Annotated in this window: 23 protein-coding genes; 8 read left to right on the top strand and 15 right to left on the bottom strand. The window is 39.6% G+C overall.

Features of this window, described 5'->3' with window-relative positions; all coding sequences use genetic code 11:
• Positions 1-151 precede the first annotated feature (151 nt).
• The 3 genes from SOI81_RS16790 to dadA are packed head-to-tail and all read right to left on the bottom strand — an operon-like array spanning position 152 to position 2,911.
• On the bottom strand, positions 152-511 hold the full coding sequence (locus SOI81_RS16790) for a RidA family protein (RefSeq protein ID WP_000071347.1): 360 nt from the start codon (positions 509-511) through the stop codon (positions 152-154).
• Positions 512-521: 10 nt separating this feature from the next.
• The gene (alr, locus tag SOI81_RS16795) at positions 522-1,625 is read right to left on the bottom strand and encodes an alanine racemase (RefSeq protein ID WP_239976232.1); all 1,104 of its coding nucleotides are present in this window, start codon (positions 1,623-1,625) and stop codon (positions 522-524) included.
• Between the two features lie 20 nt (positions 1,626-1,645).
• Positions 1,646-2,911 carry a D-amino acid dehydrogenase gene (gene dadA, locus SOI81_RS16800; RefSeq protein ID WP_239969003.1) on the bottom strand — a complete coding sequence of 422 codons (1,266 nt, stop codon included), beginning with the start codon at positions 2,909-2,911 and terminating at the stop codon, positions 1,646-1,648.
• Positions 2,912-3,047: 136 nt separating this feature from the next.
• Here dadA and SOI81_RS16805 point away from each other — a divergent pair, with 136 nt between their 5' ends.
• Positions 3,048-3,515 (top strand): Lrp/AsnC ligand binding domain-containing protein, encoded by a 468-nt coding sequence (locus tag SOI81_RS16805; protein WP_001247568.1) that lies wholly within the window; start codon positions 3,048-3,050, stop codon positions 3,513-3,515.
• Between the two features lie 40 nt (positions 3,516-3,555).
• Here SOI81_RS16805 and SOI81_RS16810 read toward each other — a convergent pair whose 3' ends face one another.
• Positions 3,556-4,701 (bottom strand): DUF1624 domain-containing protein, encoded by a 1,146-nt coding sequence (locus SOI81_RS16810; protein ID WP_239976231.1) that lies wholly within the window; start codon positions 4,699-4,701, stop codon positions 3,556-3,558.
• 74 nt (positions 4,702-4,775) lie between these two features.
• Between SOI81_RS16810 and SOI81_RS16815 the strand changes: the two genes are divergently transcribed.
• Positions 4,776-6,866 carry a TonB-dependent siderophore receptor gene (locus SOI81_RS16815; RefSeq protein ID WP_320541012.1) on the top strand — a complete coding sequence of 697 codons (2,091 nt, stop codon included), beginning with the start codon at positions 4,776-4,778 and terminating at the stop codon, positions 6,864-6,866.
• A gap of 43 nt (positions 6,867-6,909) precedes the next feature.
• Here the strand turns inward: SOI81_RS16815 and SOI81_RS16820 are convergent, their stop codons facing one another.
• From SOI81_RS16820 to SOI81_RS16850, 7 genes are all read right to left on the bottom strand, one after another.
• Entirely contained in the window at positions 6,910-7,287 is a 378-nt protein-coding gene (locus tag SOI81_RS16820; RefSeq protein WP_057067789.1) for a nuclear transport factor 2 family protein, read from the bottom strand.
• Between the two features lie 28 nt (positions 7,288-7,315).
• Positions 7,316-7,696 (bottom strand): ribonuclease E inhibitor RraB, encoded by a 381-nt coding sequence (locus SOI81_RS16825; protein WP_016144003.1) that lies wholly within the window; start codon positions 7,694-7,696, stop codon positions 7,316-7,318.
• A 127-nt stretch (positions 7,697-7,823) separates the two neighbouring features.
• Positions 7,824-8,489, bottom strand: coding sequence for an RluA family pseudouridine synthase (locus tag SOI81_RS16830; RefSeq protein WP_224993633.1), 666 nt, complete (start codon positions 8,487-8,489; stop codon positions 7,824-7,826).
• A 111-nt stretch (positions 8,490-8,600) separates the two neighbouring features.
• Positions 8,601-9,302, bottom strand: coding sequence for a DUF1003 domain-containing protein (locus SOI81_RS16835; RefSeq protein ID WP_320541013.1), 702 nt, complete (start codon positions 9,300-9,302; stop codon positions 8,601-8,603).
• Positions 9,303-9,983: 681 nt separating this feature from the next.
• The gene (locus SOI81_RS16840; RefSeq protein WP_224993629.1) at positions 9,984-11,183 is read right to left on the bottom strand and encodes an MFS transporter; all 1,200 of its coding nucleotides are present in this window, start codon (positions 11,181-11,183) and stop codon (positions 9,984-9,986) included.
• A 197-nt stretch (positions 11,184-11,380) separates the two neighbouring features.
• Positions 11,381-11,965, bottom strand: a complete 585-nt coding sequence (locus SOI81_RS16845) for a TetR/AcrR family transcriptional regulator (RefSeq protein WP_320541014.1) — start codon at positions 11,963-11,965, stop codon at positions 11,381-11,383.
• 120 nt (positions 11,966-12,085) lie between these two features.
• Entirely contained in the window at positions 12,086-12,676 is a 591-nt protein-coding gene (locus tag SOI81_RS16850; RefSeq protein WP_320541015.1) for a TetR family transcriptional regulator, read from the bottom strand.
• Positions 12,677-12,757: 81 nt separating this feature from the next.
• On the opposite strand from SOI81_RS16850, the gene SOI81_RS16855 reads away from it, so the two are divergent.
• From SOI81_RS16855 to SOI81_RS16870, 4 genes are all read left to right on the top strand, one after another.
• Positions 12,758-13,459: an SDR family NAD(P)-dependent oxidoreductase gene (locus tag SOI81_RS16855; RefSeq protein ID WP_320541016.1), complete on the top strand. Its 702-nt coding sequence runs from the start codon at positions 12,758-12,760 to the stop codon at positions 13,457-13,459.
• A gap of 87 nt (positions 13,460-13,546) precedes the next feature.
• Positions 13,547-14,164, top strand: a complete 618-nt coding sequence (locus tag SOI81_RS16860; protein WP_320541017.1) for an FMN-dependent NADH-azoreductase — start codon at positions 13,547-13,549, stop codon at positions 14,162-14,164.
• Positions 14,165-14,168: 4 nt separating this feature from the next.
• Positions 14,169-15,017: a zinc-binding alcohol dehydrogenase family protein gene (locus tag SOI81_RS16865; protein WP_320541018.1), complete on the top strand. Its 849-nt coding sequence runs from the start codon at positions 14,169-14,171 to the stop codon at positions 15,015-15,017.
• A gap of 6 nt (positions 15,018-15,023) precedes the next feature.
• Complete coding sequence (locus SOI81_RS16870) at positions 15,024-15,230, top strand: zinc-binding dehydrogenase (RefSeq protein WP_320541019.1); 207 nt, start codon at positions 15,024-15,026, stop codon at positions 15,228-15,230.
• A gap of 100 nt (positions 15,231-15,330) precedes the next feature.
• Here the strand turns inward: SOI81_RS16870 and SOI81_RS16875 are convergent, their stop codons facing one another.
• The 3 genes from SOI81_RS16875 to SOI81_RS16885 are packed head-to-tail and all read right to left on the bottom strand — an operon-like array spanning position 15,331 to position 19,315.
• Entirely contained in the window at positions 15,331-15,741 is a 411-nt protein-coding gene (locus SOI81_RS16875) for a hypothetical protein (protein WP_239976221.1), read from the bottom strand.
• Positions 15,738-16,550, bottom strand: coding sequence for a hypothetical protein (locus SOI81_RS16880; protein ID WP_239976220.1), 813 nt, complete (start codon positions 16,548-16,550; stop codon positions 15,738-15,740). Before SOI81_RS16880 ends, SOI81_RS16875 begins: the two co-directional genes overlap by 4 nt.
• A gap of 2 nt (positions 16,551-16,552) precedes the next feature.
• Positions 16,553-19,315, bottom strand: coding sequence for a type VI secretion system Vgr family protein (locus tag SOI81_RS16885; protein WP_320541020.1), 2,763 nt, complete (start codon positions 19,313-19,315; stop codon positions 16,553-16,555).
• A 261-nt stretch (positions 19,316-19,576) separates the two neighbouring features.
• On the opposite strand from SOI81_RS16885, the gene SOI81_RS16890 reads away from it, so the two are divergent.
• Together SOI81_RS16890 and SOI81_RS16895 are read left to right on the top strand one after the other, a co-directional pair.
• On the top strand, positions 19,577-20,269 hold the full coding sequence (locus tag SOI81_RS16890) for a tetratricopeptide repeat protein (RefSeq protein ID WP_320541021.1): 693 nt from the start codon (positions 19,577-19,579) through the stop codon (positions 20,267-20,269).
• Between the two features lie 671 nt (positions 20,270-20,940).
• On the top strand, positions 20,941-21,225 hold the full coding sequence (locus SOI81_RS16895; protein ID WP_320541022.1) for a hypothetical protein: 285 nt from the start codon (positions 20,941-20,943) through the stop codon (positions 21,223-21,225).
• A gap of 620 nt (positions 21,226-21,845) precedes the next feature.
• On the opposite strand, the gene SOI81_RS16900 is transcribed toward SOI81_RS16895, so the two are convergent.
• Positions 21,846-22,421, bottom strand: a complete 576-nt coding sequence (locus SOI81_RS16900; RefSeq protein WP_224993701.1) for a DUF4126 domain-containing protein — start codon at positions 22,419-22,421, stop codon at positions 21,846-21,848.
• Positions 22,422-22,514 lie beyond the last annotated feature (93 nt).

The following is a 22,514-nucleotide window of genomic DNA, read 5'->3' on the forward strand; positions in this document are numbered from 1 at the left end:
CTTTTTGAATTCCTTTGTTAAGATCAGCAACCTACGGCGAAAATTGAACCGTATGCCATAGGTCACTGAATCTGTTCACCAAAAATGACTGGTTAAACCGTATCTATCTTCCTTCTGTTAGATACATCATCATTTTTAGAGTAAAAACGAATTACTTTTGTGCTGCCGTCACGGCAATTTCAATGAGCCAGTCAGGATTGACCAAATCGGCCTGAATTGTGGCACGTGATGGAGCAACACACCCTTTTAACCAGTCAACCCAAATTGCATTTACAGTTGAAAAGTCAGAAAGATTTTTTAAATAGAGCTGCGCAGAGAGCAAGCGAGATTTATCTGTATTGGCTAATGCCAACAGTTCATCAATCGTTGCAAGAATTTCACGAGTTTGGCCTGCCACGTCTTGCTCGGTATTTTTAGGGACCTGACCTGACAGATAAACTACTTTGTTAAAAACAGTCACGGCGCTCATGACTTCATTAGTATTGATCTTTTGTATATCTGAATTCGACATTCGGATTTCCTTATACCTGATTAATAAATTGAACACGGGCGGTGACAGCACACATCAGTTCATAGCCCACCGTACCGGATGAAACTGCGACATCATCAATAGGTAAAACGACGCCTGTACTTGATTGGCCCCAAAGCACGACTTCACTGCCGACTTTGGCACTCTCAATGCCTGTTAAATCGACTGCCAACATATCCATGCTGACGCGGCCAATTGTACGAGTGAGGACAGAGTCCACTAAAACAGGCGTACCTGTTGGTGAAATACGCTGATAACCATCGGCATAACCACAAGCCACAATCCCAATCGTCATGGGCTGTTCTGCCACAAAGTTTGAGCCATAACCGACACTTTCATTCGGTTCTAAATGTTGAACAGAAATAATTTCACTGCGTAAGCTCATGGTCGGTTGTAAGCCCCAGTCCGCAATACTATGCGTCGGGTAGTCTGGCGAGCTGCCATAGAGCATGATGCCGCTACGTGCATAGTCTGATTTGAGCTGGTCTTGATAACGCAGAATTGCCGCGCTATTACTTACCGACCTTTCACCCGGTAAATCTTTAATAATTTCTTCAAATGCAGTAATTTGATAATCGATACCCTGCTGGCCAAAACGATCGCCATCTGCATCTGAAAAATGCATCATGTGGGTAATCTTGGACACATTTGCCAAGCTATTTAAACGTTCCCAAGCCTGCACATAGTGCTGTGGTTTAAAACCGAGACGGTTCATACCACTGTTCATTTTTAGGCAAACATCAAATTGAGCAGGATAAGGATGCTTTTCAACCCACTCGATTTGCGCTTCACTATGAATGGTAAAACTGAGCTGATATTGCACACAATCAAATAGATCTTGAGGAGAGAAAATCCCTTCGAGCAACAAGATTGGACCTGTCCAACCTAGAGCACGAATTCGTTTTGCTTCATCAAGATCAAGTAAGGCAAAGCCATCTGCTGCTTTAAATGCCTCATAAACACGTTCAATTCCGTGTCCATAAGCATTGGCTTTTACAACAGCAAAGACCTTACTATTTGGCATAGCCTTGCGTACCACCGCCAAGTTATTTTGTAAGGCTTGACGGTGGATCACTGCGGTAATAGGACGAGGCATGATTACTTTCCTAACGTCCGTTATGCAGCATGCGCTTGTGAATAACGCTGAATTGAAAGACCATCGGTACTGATTTCAGTCTTATGATTCAATACGATGTCACTGATTAATTTTCCTGAACCACATGCCATGGTCCAACCTAAAGTACCGTGACCTGTATTCAAGAACAGATTTTTAAAGCGAGTCGCACCAATAATTGGAGTACTGTCAGGCGTCATTGGACGCAAACCAGTCCAGAAAGACGCCTGTGCCATATCGCCGCCCGGGAACAAGTCCTGAGTCACCATTTGCAAAGTTGCACGGCGGTCTTCATTTAAACCTAAATTGAAACCGCTTAACTCTGCCATACCGCCTACGCGAATACGTTGGTCGAAACGAGTAATCGCAATTTTATAGGTTTCATCCAGCACTGTAGATTGCGGAGCAAAAGCAGGGTCAACAATAGGAATGGTCAACGAATAACCTTTCACAGGATATACAGGCAACTGTAGATCAAGTGGTTTCAAGAAATCACGTGAATAGCTACCAAACGCTAGGACATAACGATCTGCAGTTAAGACCTTACCATTGACCTGAACGCCCTTAATTTCATCGCCTTCTACAATCAATTTTTCTACGTTTTGGTTGAACTGGAAGTTAACCCCCAACTCTTTGGCAATTTGAGCTAAAGCATTGGTAAACAAATAACAGTCACCTGTCTCGTCATTTGGTAAATGTAAACCACCAACCAGTTTATCTTGCGTATTTGCCAACGCTGGTTCTACACGACCAAGTTCGTTGCCATTTAATAATTCGTAGCTTACGCCGCACTCTTCAAGCACGCTAATGTCGCGTTGAACCGCTTCCATTTGAGCTTCTTTACGAAATAGCTGCAAAGTACCTTTAGCGCGGTTTTCGTAATTAATGCCTGTATCTTTTCTAAGCTCACGTAAGCAATCACGGCTGTATTCAGCCACGCGCATCATACGTTCTTTGTTCACAGCATAACTTTGTGGATTACAGTTTTTCAGCATTTGCGCCATCCACTGTAACTGCCACATGCTGCCATCTAAATTAATGGCAAGCGGTGCATGGTGTTGGAACATCCACTTCACAGCTTTAAAAGGAATTCCTGGTGCTGCCCAAGGGGTCGAATACCCAGGCGAAATTTGCCCTGCGTTACCAAAACTTGTCTCTTCAGCAGGACCTGACTGGCGATCGAGAACAGTAACCTCAGCTCCTTGTTGAGCTAGATAATAGGCACTTGCCACTCCAATAACGCCGCTACCTAAAACAATTACGCGCATTTCCATTCCCTCACGCACACCAGTTTATTTCACTAGTATATTTCTGCTTCAATAGTTTATTTCACTGTTTTTCAGGGTATAATCTAGGTAAATTTATGTTTTTCTCGCGAGAATTTTAAAAAAAGAGGAAATATCTATGCGCCCCTTAGATCGTATAGATCGCATGATTCTGGACATTTTGCAGCGTGAAGGACGAATTGCGATTAGTGAATTGGCATCGAGAGTCAACCTGTCGACCACCCCTTGTTCAGAGCGTGTAAAACGCCTTGAGCGCGATGGTATTATCATGGGTTATTACGCCCGTCTAAACCCAGCTTACGTAGACCGTAACCTTCTCGTGTTTTTAGAAATTAAGTTATCTGCCAAATCTGGTGATGTATTTGATCAAGTGGCCAGAGACCTCGTTGAGATTCCTGAAGTGCTCGAATGTCATCTTATTTCAGGTGAATTTGACTACCTTGTAAAAGCGCGTTTAAAAGAAATGAGCGCATACCGCCGCTTATTAGGTGATCTATTAAAGAAACTTCCCGCTTCGGCATCTTCACACAGTTATGTCGTCATGGAAGAAGTGAAAGAAACTCTATATCTCGATGTAAGCAAGTAAAGCGAGCATTATTGAACTCGCTTTACTCACGTTTTAAAAATTAGAAATATTTTAAAATCGAAATATGTTTATTTTGATGTTTAAATTTCGAGAACCATTTAACCGCTGGATAGAGGGCGAAAGACAGCGCAATCGTAATTAGCCACAGCATCCACACATGGTTGACCGACAAATAGTTTCCGTAGTTAGCTCCCCACATATTTAGTGCAAACACATAGATCAATTTTAAAACATATAAGTGCAATAAATAAAAAAACATAGGCACTGAACCAAACACCACCAATGGTTTTAAAAACGAGTATTGCTGCATTCGCTCAAAAGCAACCAACACAATCAAACCGATCCCAACATTTAACAAAATAAACAGTAAAGATGGTGGATACTTGGTGAGGTTAAAAAAGCTCATTAATGTTAGTTGTAATGACTCAAAATGTTGCCACGGCTGGTCACCATAGACATTGATAAAACGTAGTAAAACAAACAACCCAATACTTGCTAAACCAAGGCTGAGTAAAGCGCTGGTTCTTTGCTTTGCATTATATTTTGAACTAAAGAACTGACCTAAAACGTAACCTAATAAAATCACCCCAATCCAAGGCAAAACAGGATAGCTTGTACGCAGTTTTATGCCCGCAAACTCAAGCCAGCCACGGTCATGTAAAACGAACCATATATTTTGCAATATACCTTGTGAGAAGTGTACTGAATCTAGCAGGTTGTGCCCAAAAATAATGACCAACGCTATACCTGCAAGAATTGGCAAAGGCAAACTTACACAGCAAGCTAACACCACCATGCTAATACCTATCGCCCAAATCACCTGTAAATAAATGACTTCAGGTGGAAAAGTCGCTGTCCACGCAAAGTTCACAAGGGTAAGCTCTAGCACAATCAAAAATAAGCCACGTTTTAATAGAAAAGCACGCGTTTGCTGTAAATCTTGTTTTTTTGATTGAAATAAAAAAGCGGAAATTCCGGTTAAAAGTACAAAAACCGGAGCGCAAATATGTGCCAATAATCGACTGCCAAATAAAGCCGGTTCTGTTACTGTTACGTCCATTGGATCGGTAACTTGTTTATGTAAATAGAAAGTTTCTCTTACATGGTCGAGCAACATAATGATGATGACCAGACCACGCAATGCATCAATCGACTGTAAACGTTCAATATTCTTTTCTATAGACATAGCGGTAATCAACAAAATAATGTAACGTTATACTATTACATTTAATTCCTTTTGTCTTTTATGGCTGATTATTTATGCGACACAAATTAGGATTGTTGTCTTCGTTAGGTCTATCATTTATATCGACACTCACTTGGGGAGAAGAAACATCAACGGTACTGGAGACCATACGTGTTCAGGCTGAAAGCACCCGAGAAGATGTGAGCCAAAATAGCTCGGCGACTAAATTTACTCACGATGTTTTAGATGTCCCTTTTAACCGTGCTTATCTTTCTAAACAAATAATGGAACAACAAGACGTTCAACGGATTGATGACGCATTAAGCTTGGTGAGCGGAGTTTTTCATCAAAATAGTTTTGGTGGTGGTTTTTGGGATAACTATTCTTTCCGTGGTTTTAGTACCGACCCCAATTTAGGTGCGGCTATGATTCGAAACGGTTTAAGTGTAAACCGAGGGATTAATGCGCCAAAAGATGTAGTGAACATTGAATCTTTAGAGTTTTTAAAAGGACCAATGGCAGCTTTATATGGTCGCGGCGAAACAGGGGGTTTACTCAATCTCAATAGTAAAAAACCACTGTGGGAAAGCGGAAGTGAACTTAATCTACGCGCCAATACCCAAGAACAATATCGAATTAGTCTGGAACATACTGCCCCTATAAACGATGAACTGGCTTATCGTTTAGCGGTGGCTCACGAAGATAATCAAAGCTTCCGCGACCATGTCAGCAGTGAACGTTGGTTCTTTTCACCACAGCTCACATGGAAAATTTCTGACCAAACTCAACTCGACTTTGACAGTGAATTTACAGAGCATAAAGGAACCTTTGACCGTGGCGTTAGCACAGTCAATCACCAGTTTGTGATGGACCCGAAAACCTTTACAGGTGAACCTGACGATGGCGATTTGAAAATAAAAGATTACTTTTACCAATTACGTCTAAGTCACGAATTTAACCCGGACTGGAAACTGAATAGTGCGGTCAACTATAAAGATGCTCAAATGGTTGGCTTTGCAACCGAACCACGGCGCATACAAGCTGACGGTCGTACTTTAGAGCGTCAACGTCGCTATCGTGATTATACAAGTGAAGATGTGCTGGCTCAGACAGAGTTACTTGGCAAGGTTGATACGTCATGGGCTCGTCATGAAATTTTACTTTCAACCGAGCTTGGTCAACTCGACTACAAACAAAACCAACTTCGTCGCAACCACAGCACAGGCTCACCAAACACAATTGATATTTACCAACCTGAATATGGCAAATATTTACCAAACCTAGCACCGTTTACCAACACCAAAGAACAGCAGCGTTATTTTGCGCTTAATGTACAAGACCAGATCTTTTTCAATGATCAGTGGAGTGTGCTTTTCGGCAACCGTTTTGATCAGGTCGAACAAGATTTTAAGAATCACCTAACTCAGACTGAAAGTAACCAGACCCTTCATCAAAATAGTCCGCGTTTCGGAGTAAATTTTAAAGCCTCTGAGCAATGGGCTTTTTATACCAACTATGGTCGCTCATTTGCCATGAATAGTGGTATGAACCGAAATGGACAGACTTTTGCTCCTGAAAAAGGCGAAAGCTACGAGGTCGGTACCAAATATAAAATAAACGACCAAAGTGTGCTGAGTCTCGCTTTGTTTAAAATGAAAAAACAAAACGTGCTAACGACAGACCCAATCGATAGTAACTTTCAAACCGCAGCAGGTGAAGTCAGTAGTAAAGGGCTTGAGTTTGACTTAAATAGTCAGATCAATGACCGCTGGTTCGTCAATGCTAACTATAGTTATACCTATGCCCAAATTGAAAAAGACCAAGACTTGGCAAAAGGTGCACGTCTAAGCAATGTTCCAAAACACCAAGGCTCCGTAAGTACTAATTATGAATTTCTACAAGAAGGTCCGAGAAAAGCAGGTGTAGGAGCTAACCTCACCTATGTTGGCGAGCGCAGCGGACATAACCTTGATAATGGCTTTAATTTACCGAGTTATACATTGGTCAATTTAAATGGCTACTATGCCCCATCTGATCGTTTACGCTATCAGCTCAATGTGAACAACCTGTTTGATAAAACTTACTATGTTTCAAGCTATAGCGATTTGTGGGTTCAACCAGGTGAACCACTTAATGCTTCAATCTCGGCACAATGGAAGTTTTAATTCATACATAAATAAAAAAGCCCGAATTATTTCGGGCTTTTCATTAAAACATACCATTTTCATTGATGAGGGGGTCGGGCTGTACTTGACCGATATCCCAAAACTCAGCAATTTTACCCTTTTCAAAACGACAAATATGAACCACAGCCAAGGTGGTTAAGCCGTTCATTTGCATTTCAAGTTTTGAATGTACAGCAACCAAATCACCCTCTTCAATGACATGTTGAACATCAAAGACTTTGTTAGGAGTTTCAATTGCACTTTCACGCATCCCTTCCTTCAAAGAAGTCGCATCACCTGCAAAATAAGGGTTGTGATGCTTGAAGTTCGGCGCAGTGTAATTGCTATAGGCTTCATCAACTTCACCAGCTGCGGCAAGCTCTAAAAACCGTACTGCAATTTGTTTTTGAGATAAGTTCATATTTATCTCCTACTCTTTATTTTAGACCTTACTGCAACAGGTCATCTTCATCTTCGCCTTCCTCGAAGACATAAGCCATACAGCCCCATCCATCATATTCGCCTTGAAATTTCTCAGCGATACTGGCAAACCATTGCTCTAAATCAACAATATCTGAGTACTCAGGTTCCATGTTGACAAAGATGGTAATCACCCATTCATTTGGCTCAACAGAATCATCTTGGAAAAGTGAAACTTTTTGTTCTTGGTAAAGCAAATAGAGCGCGCATTGCTCTGCATTTTTCTGATCTTGAAAAGCAATAGAAAATTCAATTTCATGCAGCTCGGTTAAATCATCCCCATCTTCAGCCATTTGCCAAAGTACGTTGCCGTTATCGTCATCTGGAAATTGTTCGTAGTCACGAGTCATAAAGTGATCCTTGTTGTTGTCGCAGTATTAATATTATTCGACATCAAGAATACCCGACTTTTATTGCAATTTGGGTATATATTCCGTTCCCAATTGCATCAAATTAATTTTTTTAATTGTATAAATTTTAAAAAGGTACTTGCGACTCAATCACCACATCTGTTCCTTTCAAAGGATGTTGGAAAGCCAAATATGCAGCATGTAATGCCATGCGGTTTAAGTGAAAACGTTTAGGTTCAGGGTGATAAAGCTTGTCACCCATAATCGGATGGCCAATATGCATCATGTGCACGCGTAGCTGATGCGAACGCCCTGTTACCGGTTCAAGCAATACTCGACTTTGATCTGTTTGAACGTCATAAGCCAAAGGCTGAAACAAGGTTTTAGCGTGTTTTCCTAGTTCAAAATGTACAATTTGTCTTGGGCGATTTTCCCAGTCGGTAATGAGCGGAACTTCAACGCTTCCCTCTTGTGCGACTTGGCCTTGAACCAAAGCAATATAGTGTTTTTTGACTGTTCTGGCCTGAAACATTTTACTTACAGCAACTTCTGCATCGCGATGCTTGGCAAACATAAGCAAGCCTGAGGTCGCCATATCTAAACGATGGGTGACCTTAGCCAAAGGGAACTTTTCCAGCACCCGTAAATAAGCACTGTCATGATGCTCAGGTAAACGTCCCATGACCGACAACAAACCCGCAGGTTTATCAACCACAATTAAATCGTCATCTTCAAATAAAACTGAAAGCGGATCTTGTGGTGGAGCGTAAACAAAGTTGTCGTTTAAAGGCATGGTCGTAGAAACAGCAAAGGAGCATGGCGGCAAATCATAAAGAAATTTCGGACCTACCGCAAAATAATCTATAGCACTCTACTCATGTTCCACGTGAAACTCGGAAAAACTTTATCGTTTTTTATTCATTTCGGCTAAAAGATCAAGCTGAATTTCTTGAATATGCGCAAGCCTTTCCCACTGATGCGACAAAAGGTGATCCATTTTTTCATGCAAATGGCGAATTTCAAGCTCAGCTTTTAAATTAATTTGATAATCATGTTGGGAACGCAGCCGATCTTTGGCTTCTTGGCGATTTTGGCTCATCATAATAATAGGCGCTTGAATTGCAGCTAAGCATGACAAAACTAAATTCAGCAAGATAAAGGGATAAGGGTCTACAGGACGTACAACCATTACCACCGTGTTTAAAATAATCCAACCTGTCAAAAATAAAGCAAAACAAATCAGGAACGCCCAGCTACCACCAAAGGTTGCGATCTTATCTGCTAGCTTTTCTCCAAATGTCCAGTTTTGATCAAAATCTGATTCGGTATCTCGGCTAATCAACTCATGGCGTTGCATACTACCAATGACTTCATTTTCTAAATTAGAGAGTTCACCCTTTTCTGAACGTAAAAGAGACTGTACATATTTAATTCGATAATCTGCCAGATCTGCCCGACAAATAAAGCTTAAGTAATTCCAATCTGGATAATCTTTTAAAATTTCATCACTGATCACATTACGAATGACTTCACCAGACACCAGATCTTTTAAGGGAAAGCTCTTTCCACAAACGGCGCATTGCCGGCACTGATTTTTATTCTCCATATTATTCAGCTCGTTATTATGATAATAAGATTATTATATAAACAATTTTGGCTGATCACATCGTAAATAAAAATAGTAATCTAGCTTAAAATCTGTAAAGGCGCTGGTACTATTTTTCGAGAGACAGACATCACAGGCTTCATATGAGGAGATTTGAATGTCAGGAGGTAGCGCAGAAAGATAAGGCTTATATATGAATTATATTCTTATAAAGTATCATTTTTATTATGGAGAATTTTTTAGGGTGTCAAGGGAAAACATCTATGGTTTACTTCAACAATCATAACTTTGTAAGTTATAACCTTGTGCCTATAAACTTTTGATCTATAGCGTCCTAAGCCGAATCGAGACCTTTTGGGTGAGTACACACTAACGTTATACGTTTTGGTGCATGCTACTCTTTTCGATCCCTATCACACCCTTGAGATATAGTTTAGCCAGCACCCTGCGGGATTGTTTTTCTAAGAAAAGCGAATTTTTATTATTTTTGGGAATTTTTACACCCTACTGCACAATAAAAAGAATTTATTCCCATTTACTTATATTTAGTTAAACTTAAATTCCACTTTATTTGTATTTTTCGGTTTATTTTACCAAATCATCAACTATTTTATTAGCAGTGCATCGGGCTATAAAAGTAACTCACCCTTCACGTTCATAGCCATGAAGGGCAAAAATCTTTTATGAAGAAATAAAACCATGTTTATGGGCAAGGTAAACGATAGATAACGCGATAAGGGCAAAAATCAGCATAAACCATGGAAAAGAAGCCGCGCCAAAACTTTCAAGCAAGCCCCCGCCCACCATACCACCGAATGCGATCGCAAGATTAAATACCGTGACCAACATCGACTGTGCCAGATCCGCTTCGTGACCCGCAGTATTTGCCAAGGCTGTTTGTAATAAGGTCGGAGCCCCACCAAAAGTGACTCCCCATAACACTACACTCGTGAGTACGACAAAACTTGAAGAATTATAAACCGCTAATAGTACTGTTGCGATTGCAAAGATAAATAAGCTGATAAGTGTTATTTTTCTTAATGAACGGTCGATGAACATCCCCGTAAGCAAAATACCCACTATAGAAGAAATGCCGAACATAAAAAGAATGGTCTCAACTTTGTATGCCTGCCCTGTCGAGGCCAAAAATGGCGAAATATAGGTATAAAGAATGTTATGAGCCAATATCCAAAGAAAGACAACGAATAAAATAGCTCTAATGCCTGGCATTAAAAGAACTTTTAAAATGGGCAATCTTTTTTGTGCTGACTGTCCCGCAAAATCAGGAATACTAAAACGAATCCAGACAAATAAAATCAATGCCAATAAAGACATAATCCAAAATACGCCACGCCACTCAAACAGTGTTCCTAACCATGCACCCAAAGGAACACCAATCGCCAAAGCAATTGGCTGCCCAACCCCAGCAATTGCCAAAGCTCGTCCTTGATACGATGCTGACACCATGCGTCTTACATAACCTGCTAAAAGCCCCCAAATAACACCCGCTGCCATCCCTGCAATAAAACGAGCAATCAAAGTCAGAATATAATTATTTGATAAAGCAGTAATTGCATTAAATAAAAGTAAACCCGCCATAGCACTGAGTAACAAGGGTCTTCGATTCCAACTACGAGTAAGACTAATCAGAGGTATTGCGGCTAAAACCGAACCTAAGGCATATACTGCTATTAACTGACCTGCGTAAGCTTCTGAAATATGTAGCCCTTGACTGATTTGGGGCAACAGCCCTGCTGGCATAGTTTCTGTCATGATCGTTAGAAAGCCTGCAACTGTAAAAGCCAACAGTTTCCAAATCGGTAATTGAGCAGTGAATTCATCAGTTAACTGAGGAGATGTTTCATCACACTTAATATTCATAAAGGTTTTCTCTCAAATTCGCTTGCAGCGTTCTTAATCTGCTCTGTATAGCTACAAGCTTGTTTAATAACGTTAGGATGGGAAGACATTTGTTCTCCGTGTAAACTAAAAATCACATTCTGGAATGATCATTCCAATTTAAGTTAAATAAAAACCTTAACTATTCAGCTCAACAATAGTTAAGGTTTAAATGAGTTTTATAAAACGTTTAAAGCAATTTCGACCACATCCATTAAACATTTTTTTCTTTGTTCAAGCGGACTACCTTTCCCTAAAACACGTAAACCTTGAATAGTATTTACAAAGAAACTCGCTAATGCACATGGGTTTTGGTTAGAAGAAATTTCACCAGATTGTTGAGCCTTAATTAACAAATTCTCTAAAGCATGCTGTATTTTCTGTAAATTACTTATAACGAATTTGGAAACATCTTCGTCATGTCCGGCCAGTTCCAAACAGGCATTTGCGATAAGGCAACCTTTATGCTCTGAATCATTCAGCTCATCTTCAACAATATTAAGAAGTAATTGCCTAATAAGTACTTTTGGAGAACCTGAACCAGACAACAACTCCACATTATTAAGTGTGGTTAAAAGCTCATAGCGTTGTAATGCTTTTTGATAAAGCCCTTGTTTACTCTGAAAGGTACTATAAAGACTACTTCTAGATAAGCCCGTACCATCAACCAAGTCTTGAACTGAAGTTGCAGCATAACCACGACGCCAAAAAACCTGCATTGCAGCATCAGCAATTTCATCAGTTTCAAATTCTTTGGTTCGCATAATTAGACTTAACAGGAACGATCGTTCCAGTTAATTTAGGCTAGGAAGATAGAGAAGTCAAATTAAAAAATTAATCAGATGATTTAATTAGAATTTGTAGATTGATGTTATTTATAAAAACTATTTCATTAGTAACCGCTTAGCCGATTCAATAATCATTGCTCTACGCTTTTCATGAGGATTATCAATATCCTCGATCGGGGTAAACATTCTGGCAACTTGAGGCAACATAAACCAACTATTTGCAAGTGCTAATACTAAAAAAGCCAGATAGCTTGCTTCAATTTCATCAGTTATCTTTCCTTGGTCTTGTTCTTTTTTAATCGCTTGGATTTTATAACTATAGTTTTCACGACGACTACGTTCATTTGGTACTTCTTCTGATGAATAGATCAGTCCTTCCCAAAGTAATAAACGACTTAGCTCAGGATGTGCATAATGATAGTCATAGGCACGGCCTGCGTATTCAGCAATATCTTCTTCTGCAAATGATTTAAGGGGTACAGATTGCGCAACTTTTATTAACTCATTACTTAAAACAACGTCGAATAACTCTCTTTTTGCTCCAAAATAATTATAAATACGCTCTTTGTTAACACCTGCAATCTTTGCAATTTTATCAACAGTGGTGCCATCTGGACCATGCAAAGCAAACTCACTAATTGCAGCTTTCAAGATTTTTTGTTTTGTTCCTTCAGTATCCCACGACATAATTATTTTTCACTTGCATATATTATTAAAACATATTATAAAATATTTCCAACCAAATAGTTGGTTTTTTGGAACTTTATAATGAACAACAATATTATAATTTTTGGCTATGGAACAGGTATATCCAAAGCCGTAGCACATAAGTTTGGTAAAGAAGGCTATAAAATCGGGTTAGTGGCAAGAAATGCTGAAAAACTCGAAAAGGCCATTCTAGAACTTAAAACACACGGTATAGAAGCCTATGCTTTTACATGTGATTTAGCAGTTCTTGAAAATATACCAAATCTCGTAAAACGTATTAAAGACCACTTCGGAGAGATTAAAAATATTCATTGGAATGCTTTTCATGACATTGAAGGCAACATCTTAGAAACCAATCCGCTAGACCTCACCCAAAGCTTCCATATTCGTGTTTCAAGCTATATTGCTATGGTACAAGCGTGCCTACCAGATTTAGAAAAGAATCACGGTAGTATTTTATCGACAAACGGAATTTTCGCGTTCGATGCAGTAGGAATTGATTTGGTTGCCAAAGAATATTCAGCTTTAGCAATTGCTGCAGCCGCTCAATATAAAACCACCAATTTACTTGCTCATACGCTAGCAGACTCTGATGTATATGTGAGCCAAGTTATTGTGAATGGTTTCGTTGATGGAACGCCAGGTGCACAAGATAAGACCTACACGGTACATCCAGAAACGATTGCGGAACAGTTTTGGTACTTACACCAACATAAACAAGAAACTGTCTCTCTTTGTGGTGAAGCAATTCAAGCTGCCTAAAATAATTCCTTATCTAGAACTATTTAATAAATTTCAAATTATTTATTAAATAACAAACATTAAAATATTTCTAATATAGAGAAAACTATGAAAGTCCTTCATATTAACTCATCAACTCGTGGTGAGAATAGTCAGTCTTTGCTTATTGCTGAACAGGTGATTACTCAGCTTAAAAGGAAGCATACTGATTTAATTATTGATGAATTCAATCTTTTTGAAGATAATCTTCCTGCGTTCGATAAAAATGCTGTAGGTGCCAAAATGGCATTATTTACAGGACAAGATTCAAACTCTAAAGAAAAAGAAGCATGGACAAAAATTAAAGAAGTTTATGATCGTTTTGCATCTGCTGATATCTATGTATTTAACGTCCCTCTTTGGAACAACAATATTCCTTACATCTTAAAACAGTTTATTGATGTGGTAACTCAGCCAGGCTGGGCGTTTGGTTTTGATCCCTCTACAGGTTATATAGGATTGTTAAATGATAAAAAAGCATATGTCGTGATTGCTAGTGGTGTGTATTACCAAGGTATTTCTAATAACTTCGGTTCTGACTTCGCAACACCTTATTTTAATGACTGGTTAAAGTTTATTGGTGTAAGTGATATTGAGAATATTCATATTTCACCTACAGTAGTGAATACAGATTATGAGAAAACAAAGCAAGATGTGATGAGTAATATCGAGAAACTGATCGCCTAAGATTATGGATAGCAAAATAAATTATGCAGTTGCTATTTGCGAGCCAGTAGAACTTGAGCATCCAGATTCATTTATGGATGTTCAAATTCCTTACCCAGAAGCACTGCCTCACGATGTTATTGTTAAAGTTCAAGCAATTTCAATTAACCCTGCCGATACGCGTGCGCGACGTAGAAAAACTAAAGACGGCCAAACTACAATTTTAGGATGGGATGTTGCAGGAACAATCGTTGAAATTGGTTCTAAAGTCTTTGGAAAATTCAAAATTGGAGATACAGTTTATTATGCAGGTGATATCAATCGATCTGGGGGGAATTGTGCTTACCATGCAATTGTTTCAAGATTAATTGCCCACGTGCCTCAGAGTATTTCTATAGAAGATGCCGCTGCTCTACCATTGGTATCGTTAACTGCGTGGGAAGCACTATTTGAAAGGCTATCAGTCCAAATTAGTAAAAACCATGTAGATCTTCTTTTAGAAGATGATGAAAGCCAACCAAAATCTTTGTTGGTGATCGGTGGTGCCGGCGGCGTGGGTTCGATGGCAATTCAACTTGCTAAACTTGTACCGCAGTTAACTGTTATCGCTACTACCTCACGGCAAGAAACGAGTGATTGGTGTAGAAAATTGGGAGCCGACCATATTATAGATCACACTCAAGACATCACTACTCAATTAGCCCCATTGGGTTACTCTGAGGTCGACTATGTCTTGATCTGTAACTCACCAGATTCATATTTTGACCAATTATCTAATACGACTCGGCCATTTGGAAAAATTTGCAGTATTGTGCCCTTTTCTCATCCACAAGATTTCAATCTATTGATGAAAAAGAGTTTATCATTTCATTAGGAATTTATGTTCACTCGATCCAGTTTCCAAACCCCAGATATGACAAAACAGTCTGAAATTTTAAGTTATATCGCAAAAATGATTGATCAAAATATTATTATTTCACCACGACTTACATCTCTACATCCTATTAATGCTAAAACCATCAAACAAGCACATCTGTTGATTGAGTCAAATAAGACGATTGGTAAAATTGTCGTAGTGAGTGAGTAGTAAAATTAGAAGAAGCTTAAGAAAGTATGCTTCTTCTATATTTCTAAGTAATAAGAGAAGTCCCTGCCTTATTAAGATAAGTTTAGAGTCTTTGAAAAAACTATTGTTCTTCCCATACAATTGGAAATTTTTCCGATTTAGAGACATTACCAATCATTGCAGAGAAAACTGCTTGGCATTCTAAATTAATTTTTTTAACTGAACTTATATCTATAGGCTCGCAGCTTCTATTATCATTATTTGAGCAAAATTCTACAGATACATCAATTTTGTTATTTTCAATCTTATTTATATAAGCATCTAACATTTGGTTGTGATTAGCAGTATTGTTACAAACAATTTTTTTTGATGACGACTCTCTTATTTTATCTAAAACCTTATTATCTTTAAAATTAATAGAAAAATTTAACTTTTCATTACTTTTAACTACATTATCTATTGTGAAGTTTGAAAAACTCTCACTACAACCTATTAAAAATAAGGAACTCAGTAAAAATAATTTTTTTATCATTTTATGACCTTTTTTAATTCAGAAACTAAAAGATCTGAAGCTGACATTTTATTTTCCAAAAACTTTTTTTCAAAAAACATTTCAGATGCTTCTCCATGATGATAGGTAGAAACACTATTAAAATTAGCTTTTGCCGTATCATCATCGTTCCATCTTCCACCTAAGATTGCTATATAATCATCCCTATAGTTCTTTAAAGGTTGAGAAAAGATATTAATCCATTTTTTCGCAACTGGGTCTGGCTCTAAATAATAAATACGGGCCCTATCTGTTCCCATACCACTTTTACTAAGTCTAATGCCTACTGGATCTATTGTTATAAGAGTATGAACTGTACAGATTTTTGCTTTAGATAACTCTTCTGATAATCCTGCAACATTCCATCCTCCTAAACTATGTCCAACTAGATTTATTTGTGTATTTGGTTCCTCTTTCAAAATATTTTTTATATCAGTGAGTAAATTTAATAATAGTTTTCCTCTATATCGTCTAACAACACTATCATTAGTGTAAGCTTCTTCATAACCATAGTACTCAAATTTAGCTTTATTTATCTGTGAAGTAGATGCTTCTTTAAATTTCCTCATACATGATTTCATGATACCTGTAGGTCCAGCTCCAATATCATCTGGGAAATCTATATCTAAAGGGCGTCCCAGAAATTGATATTTATCAGCAGCACCACCAACAAATGCAGTAAAACTCTGTTTATACACATCTAGTACTACAGGTTGTATAGGAGGCATGACACATGCATGACCACAGGTTTGTTTTGCAAAGCTTTGTAAAGCAATAGCAGCATCATTCATGTTTAAATTTCCACATGTATTTTATATTGCTTGTTCGGCTCTTCTGTTTCTAACTTAACCAAGCCTGTTCGATCTAACTGACCACGTTCGATTTCTTTATCATTTTCGTCAAAAATAATATATCCCGTGCCAGGTTTTAGTTTATTTCCTTGTTTATCCATTACATCGAACCATAAACCATATTTTTGCTTTCCTTGTTCGGGTAGATATGGCAATGAACTATTCACACTCCCGCCTCCCATAAATAAATGCTGCCCCGCCTTTACCTCAAACTTGCCGCCTGTCGTCATAAAAATGCCCGAACCAGTAATTTTGACTTGAGAGCCGCCTGCGGTGAGCACAATTTCTTTGGCTGCTGTCGCCTCAATTTTGTCTTCTGATGAAATAATCTGAACAGCTTGACGGGCAATTAAATCTGCTCCATCTCCTTGCGCTTGTATCTCGACTTTGCCTTTGCCTGCATAGAGTCTCGCCCCTTCTTGAGCCGCAAAAAGGCTGATCTTGTTTTGGGCATGCGCGATTAAATTCTTTTGGGTAGACAGATTTATGCTGTCTCCAGCAGTTTGGTTGAGCTGCCCATCTGCGCTTAGGTGAATATCTTCGTTACTGCTCAGCGCGATGCTATTTGGGCTTGCCAGCAGCATAATCGCCTCTTTAAAGGTTTTGGCTTTTGCGTTGTCTTGCTGCTCGAGTTTTTCAATAAAGGATTTTAGGTTTTCTAAATTTTCTAATGGGTCAGTTTGCTGATTTTTAGCAACTTCACTGAGTGCTTTGGCATTGCTAAGGCCTCCTTCAATTTGTTGTTTGGCCTCAGCTGCCTCTAGGTGTACACCTTGGGCTTGGTCTTGTTTATGAGTACTAAGGAGTAAGCCACTGCCAGCTCTTACTGCACCCCATTGGTCTGTTCTAAGTTCAAAACCCTCACCTCGGCCATCACTTTCCGCTTTGTCTTTTGGATGGCTTAAGTTACCGAGGTTTAATTGGCTAGCCGCATGGCTGCTTTGTAGCTGGGCACTGATTTGCCCTGTGGTGTCATCAAAACGGAGTTGGTTAAAGCCTTTACCATTGACTTCTTCTGAACGGATGCCACTGAGCTTTTTAGTGTCAGGTAATTGGCCTTTCTGGTCGAACTGCGTTGGGTGGCGTTCAGCCTCATGAATACGTCCCACCACAAACGGGCGGTCAATATTGCCATCAAAAAAGTCGATGACCACGATCTCACCCACGCGAGGCAAGAAGCGTGCGCCATAACCTGCACCTGCCCACGGAGTGAGCACATCCACCCAAGCCGAGTCGGTGTCATTGTCGTTACTACCTGCGCCACCGTCATGGCTATGGTCATCAGTTCGGGTAAACAGGAAGCGGACTTTAATGCGTCCCCACTGGTCGACATGAATGCTTTCACCTTCCAACCCCACCACTCTAGCGCGCTGTGGGTAAGCTGCTGGACGGTGCTCTAACGGGCTATATTCAGGCACAGCTTTAACATTACGTCGAACAACATTCAGCTCAGCAAAGTGGCGTTGCTCAGGATTTTGGCTGTCGAGTTGGGCTACTTTGAGCTTATCCTTTGGCAACAGACGCTCAAGTTGCTGTTGTAATTCTTTCGGTAAATTATTCTGGTTATAGTAGTGTTTGCTTAAAATTAAGAACTCTTTATCAGCACTGTCGTGTTGGTCGAGTTCTGGGTGATCATTCAGCTCAAACCAGTAACCGACCTGTGCATCACGGACGTTGCCTGAAACTGTAAATTGTTTCGAACTCAAGTGATGATAAGCATTAATATGCTGGTTAAGCTGTTCAATCTGGCTATTGCCCGAGGCGGTGGCTTGGTCTTCACCGTTTAAGTCTTGCATCCACGCGGGGCTGACATGCCATGCATCTTCAAGGTTTAGGCTGGCATTGTCATAGTGTTCACTGTGCTTTTGTGTGCCTTGCACGCTACCACTGCCTTCTTCTTGTTGCAGGGCATCGGCTTGCCAGCGTTGCACATGAACAGACGTCGGCTGTAAGCGGCGCTCAGCTTTAACTTGGGTAATGGTATCGAACTGCTCTGTTGCACTGCTGCGCTGGTAGCGTAGGCTACGACGGTCAAGAGCTTGATAGTGCTGATTATCGTCAATTAAGCGTAAGACTTGTGGCTGAATGGACGCATTCGGGTCGGCGACAAAAAGCTGTGATTCATCGATTAACCAGTTAATGCCTTCGCTACGCCACAAACGGGTTAAAAAGTCATAATCGCTTTCGTTTGACTGCATCACAAATGGACGCACATCGTAGTCTTTCGTTAAACCTGCTGTGTCGAGCGTTAAGCTTGAGGCAAATAGCGGGCTTTTGCCTTGCCATTCTTTAAATAAAATTTCGCTAATATCGCGCACGCTTTTGTTCATAAACACGCGGCTGTTACGACGTTTATGCCAAAGTGCAGTTGGGTCTTTTAAGGTGAGGTTATAAATGGTGAGTGAGCCGTCGCTTTGCCCTTGGCTCGCTTCGGTAATAATACCTGTGGTTCTAAAAAATTGACCTGTATCAGTGACCTGATCGACAGCAACCTGACAACCAATAAATTGTTTTAATGCAATATGCGCGTTCGTCGACAGACACAGTAACTCAGCAACGCTACCTTGGTTGAGCGTATGCTCGCCCTCAATGCGCTGTAAGAAAACTTGCTGGTTTAAAGACTGATTTGAGAATTGGATATGGACGGCACGATTTTGTGAAACAAGGCCTAAACGCTCCAATATACTCGACACACTCATCTGCATTTTTATTATCAATCAAACTTATATTTAGGCCGCATTTTAATTAATAAAAGACTAATCTGTCTATCTATACTCATTTTCAAAATGTAACTAGTCTAAATATGCTGTTTTACGTTAATTTGTTATTAAATAGGTATTTAATCGGTAAAATTAGATTATTTTAAAGCACTATAAATCACCAAGATACATTTAATATTTTTCATGCACAATCAATCAGATAGCAAGAAAAATAAATATTCAAATTAATAAAATTCAGGATGAGATATGAAAATAAAAAAGTCTGCTTTTTATATATTTACCGTGATTTTCTCATTTCACTCTTCAGCATTTGCGGAACCGAGTGTCGCCGATATTCAATATCGTGCAGAGCAAGGACAAGCTGTTGCTCAATATCATTTGGGGATGATGCTTTTAAGCGGCGAACAAGGCGTTGTTAAAAACTATCAACAAGCGTTTAAATGGCTAACTGCGGCTGACCAAAATGGAAGTATGGGGGCAAAATATAGTTTAGGGATGATGTATTACACAGGTACGGGCGTCGAAAAAGATATCAAGCGTGCTTTTGATTATTTTACCAAGGCTGCGGCCAAAGACCATGCGAAAGCGCAATATAACTTAGGGGTGTTATATGACAGAGGGGAAGGAACTGCGCAAGACTATGGAAAGGCGTTTGAATGGTTTAGCCGTGCTGCCGAGCAAGGCTACCCACCCGCAGAATATAATTTAGCTCAGCTATATAAAAAAGGTCACGGCGTCACCCAAAGTGATGAGCAAGCGCTGAAGTGGTACACCAAAGCAGCCGAGCATGGCGAAAGTGATGCCCAGTACAACTTGGCCCAAATGTATTTAAATGGTGAAGGCACACAGAAAAACTTAGAAATGGCAAAGAAATGGTTCCAGCAAGCTGCCAATATAGGCGATGCAGATGCGAAAGAGATGCTTAAAATTTTAGATTAAAGGTAGTTACTCATAATATTTTTATTTATAAGATGATGAATTACTATTACCAATAAAACTGCATGCACAATTATTTTATTATTTATTTTTTCTAATTAAATATAAACATTAATTCTATTATTTTAAAGCTACATTTAGTTTTATTATTAAATCAAAAATATTTTAAATATTAAATTGACGTAATTAAAATCACCGATTATTATCTCGTTGCTGGCCTACATTGCCAGACGGTTTTGACAGACCGTAAGCTCATAGCGGATTATAGTTCTACTATAATTCGTTAGACCCTTGCGTCCCCTTTCTTTGCGGTAGGACGGGAGGGGGACGCCCTGTGCGTGCTGGTTCTATGAGCTCCAGTCTGTCAACCCCCTTTCGTTCTACCACCATAATCAATTGACGGTGATCTGGTGGTAGGGCTCCATTTTCAAGGAGTTGACCATGACATTTTTTAAACTCATTCCCTCGCCTATTTAACTATTTTATTTATTTAAAATTTGGGTTTTCTATTTCCTGATTTTTTAAATTCATAGACTATTTTTATTTTAAAAATTTAATTATTTTTATTTTCCTGTATTTATGGGAGGGTTAATTATTATCTAAAAATTATTTTAAACCTTAAAACTAATTATATTTTTATTCGACTCATAGATATAAATCATTATGAGAATAATATGACAATTTATAAACCTATTTTGGCTTTAAGTTTGGTTCTAGGCAGCTTGGGAATTTCGGGTTGTAACTTACACACTCAACAGGAGTTTGAAAAAATTTGTCTGTCGGGTGGGCACAGCAAAACCAGTTGCGAATGTATTTATCAGCGACTTGAACAAACCTACTCTCCCAAGCTGATGCAGCAGCTAGAACATGTCAGTTTGCAAAGTCCTGTTCTCCCACGGGACTTCGCCCCTACTTTTTTCAGCGTCATGCAGCGGTGTGACAAAAGTAGTCTGGGTTAAGCGTTTGGCTTGGCCCCTTTATCTCTGTGCTGCAATGGTTTATTACTTTAAATCAGCGCAAAAGATTAAAGTCTGTTGTGGCACAGAGGCCTAAGTTGAGTTCAAAATGAGATATATAAAAGACGATCTTGTACGTTTTATCCTACAAGCTTTTAAGGATTTTGCGGATTGGCGACATCCTTATTTTTTCCTAATATGAACTCATACAGGAACAGGATGTTCCGGAACACAAAACAACAATAATAGGTTCATGCACCAGGAGCGTGAGATACGACAGGAGTCATATCTAGCAACCAAATACGAAAAAGCTCGACAGGATGTTGGGCTTTTTTTATATCTGAATATTGGGAAATTTTAGGGTTTAAACGACTGAATCATTTATCAATGTACGTTTTATCCTACAAACTTTTAAGGATTTTGCGGATTGGCGACACCCTTCTTTTTTCCTAATATGAACCCATACAGGAACAGGATGTTCCGGAACATAAAACAACAATAATAGGTTCAAGCACCAGGAGCGTGAGATACGACAGGAGTCATATCTAGTACCCAAATACGAAAAAGCCCAACAGGACGTTGGGCTTTTTTTATGCTTATTTAAAAATAATATTTACTCTCACCTATAGAGGACTATGTGCCTGTTCCTGCTTTTTATGACGGATCCAACGCACTACCCAGATAACTGCAATCAGCACCACTACTGCAACAAGCGCAGGCACTAACATGGCTGAAACCGAGAGTAAGATTGCTCCAATCCACTCTCCTGTTGCAACGACAAAATTACCCAAGCCACCCGTAGTCGCAGTTGAAACACCACGTGCAGCAACGGTACTCATTTGCACCACACCTGCCGTACCACCACCGACAATAATGGCTGCTGCCCAACTGGCAAACTGAGACATTTCTCCACTGCTAACCGCCATCGTTGCTAACGTACCCGCGATCATAGCCGCAGGAGTCGCAACTGTGTCTAAGGCATTATCGACCCACGGAATATAGTAAGCCGCAACTTCACACACCGTTGCCACAGCCAAAGCTAAACACACCGACGGCATAGCCAACCATTCAAAACCTTTCGATGGCTCAAACCAGCCCATCATGGTTGCAATGCTCATAACCAGTAGCGGCACAAACACCCGAAAACCGCAGGCAGCACTCAAGCCCACACCAATACATAAACCCAATATTGTTTCCATAACGGTTTCCTTTTTTAATGCCCATCGCGGGTCTTGTTATGTAAGTCTTATTTTAAACTAACAAAAAGCCCCATCGGGTGACAGGGCTTTTTG

The sequence above is a fragment of the Acinetobacter pittii genome, from assembly GCF_034067285.1.
GTDB classification, from domain to species: Bacteria; Pseudomonadota; Gammaproteobacteria; order Pseudomonadales; family Moraxellaceae; genus Acinetobacter; species Acinetobacter pittii_E.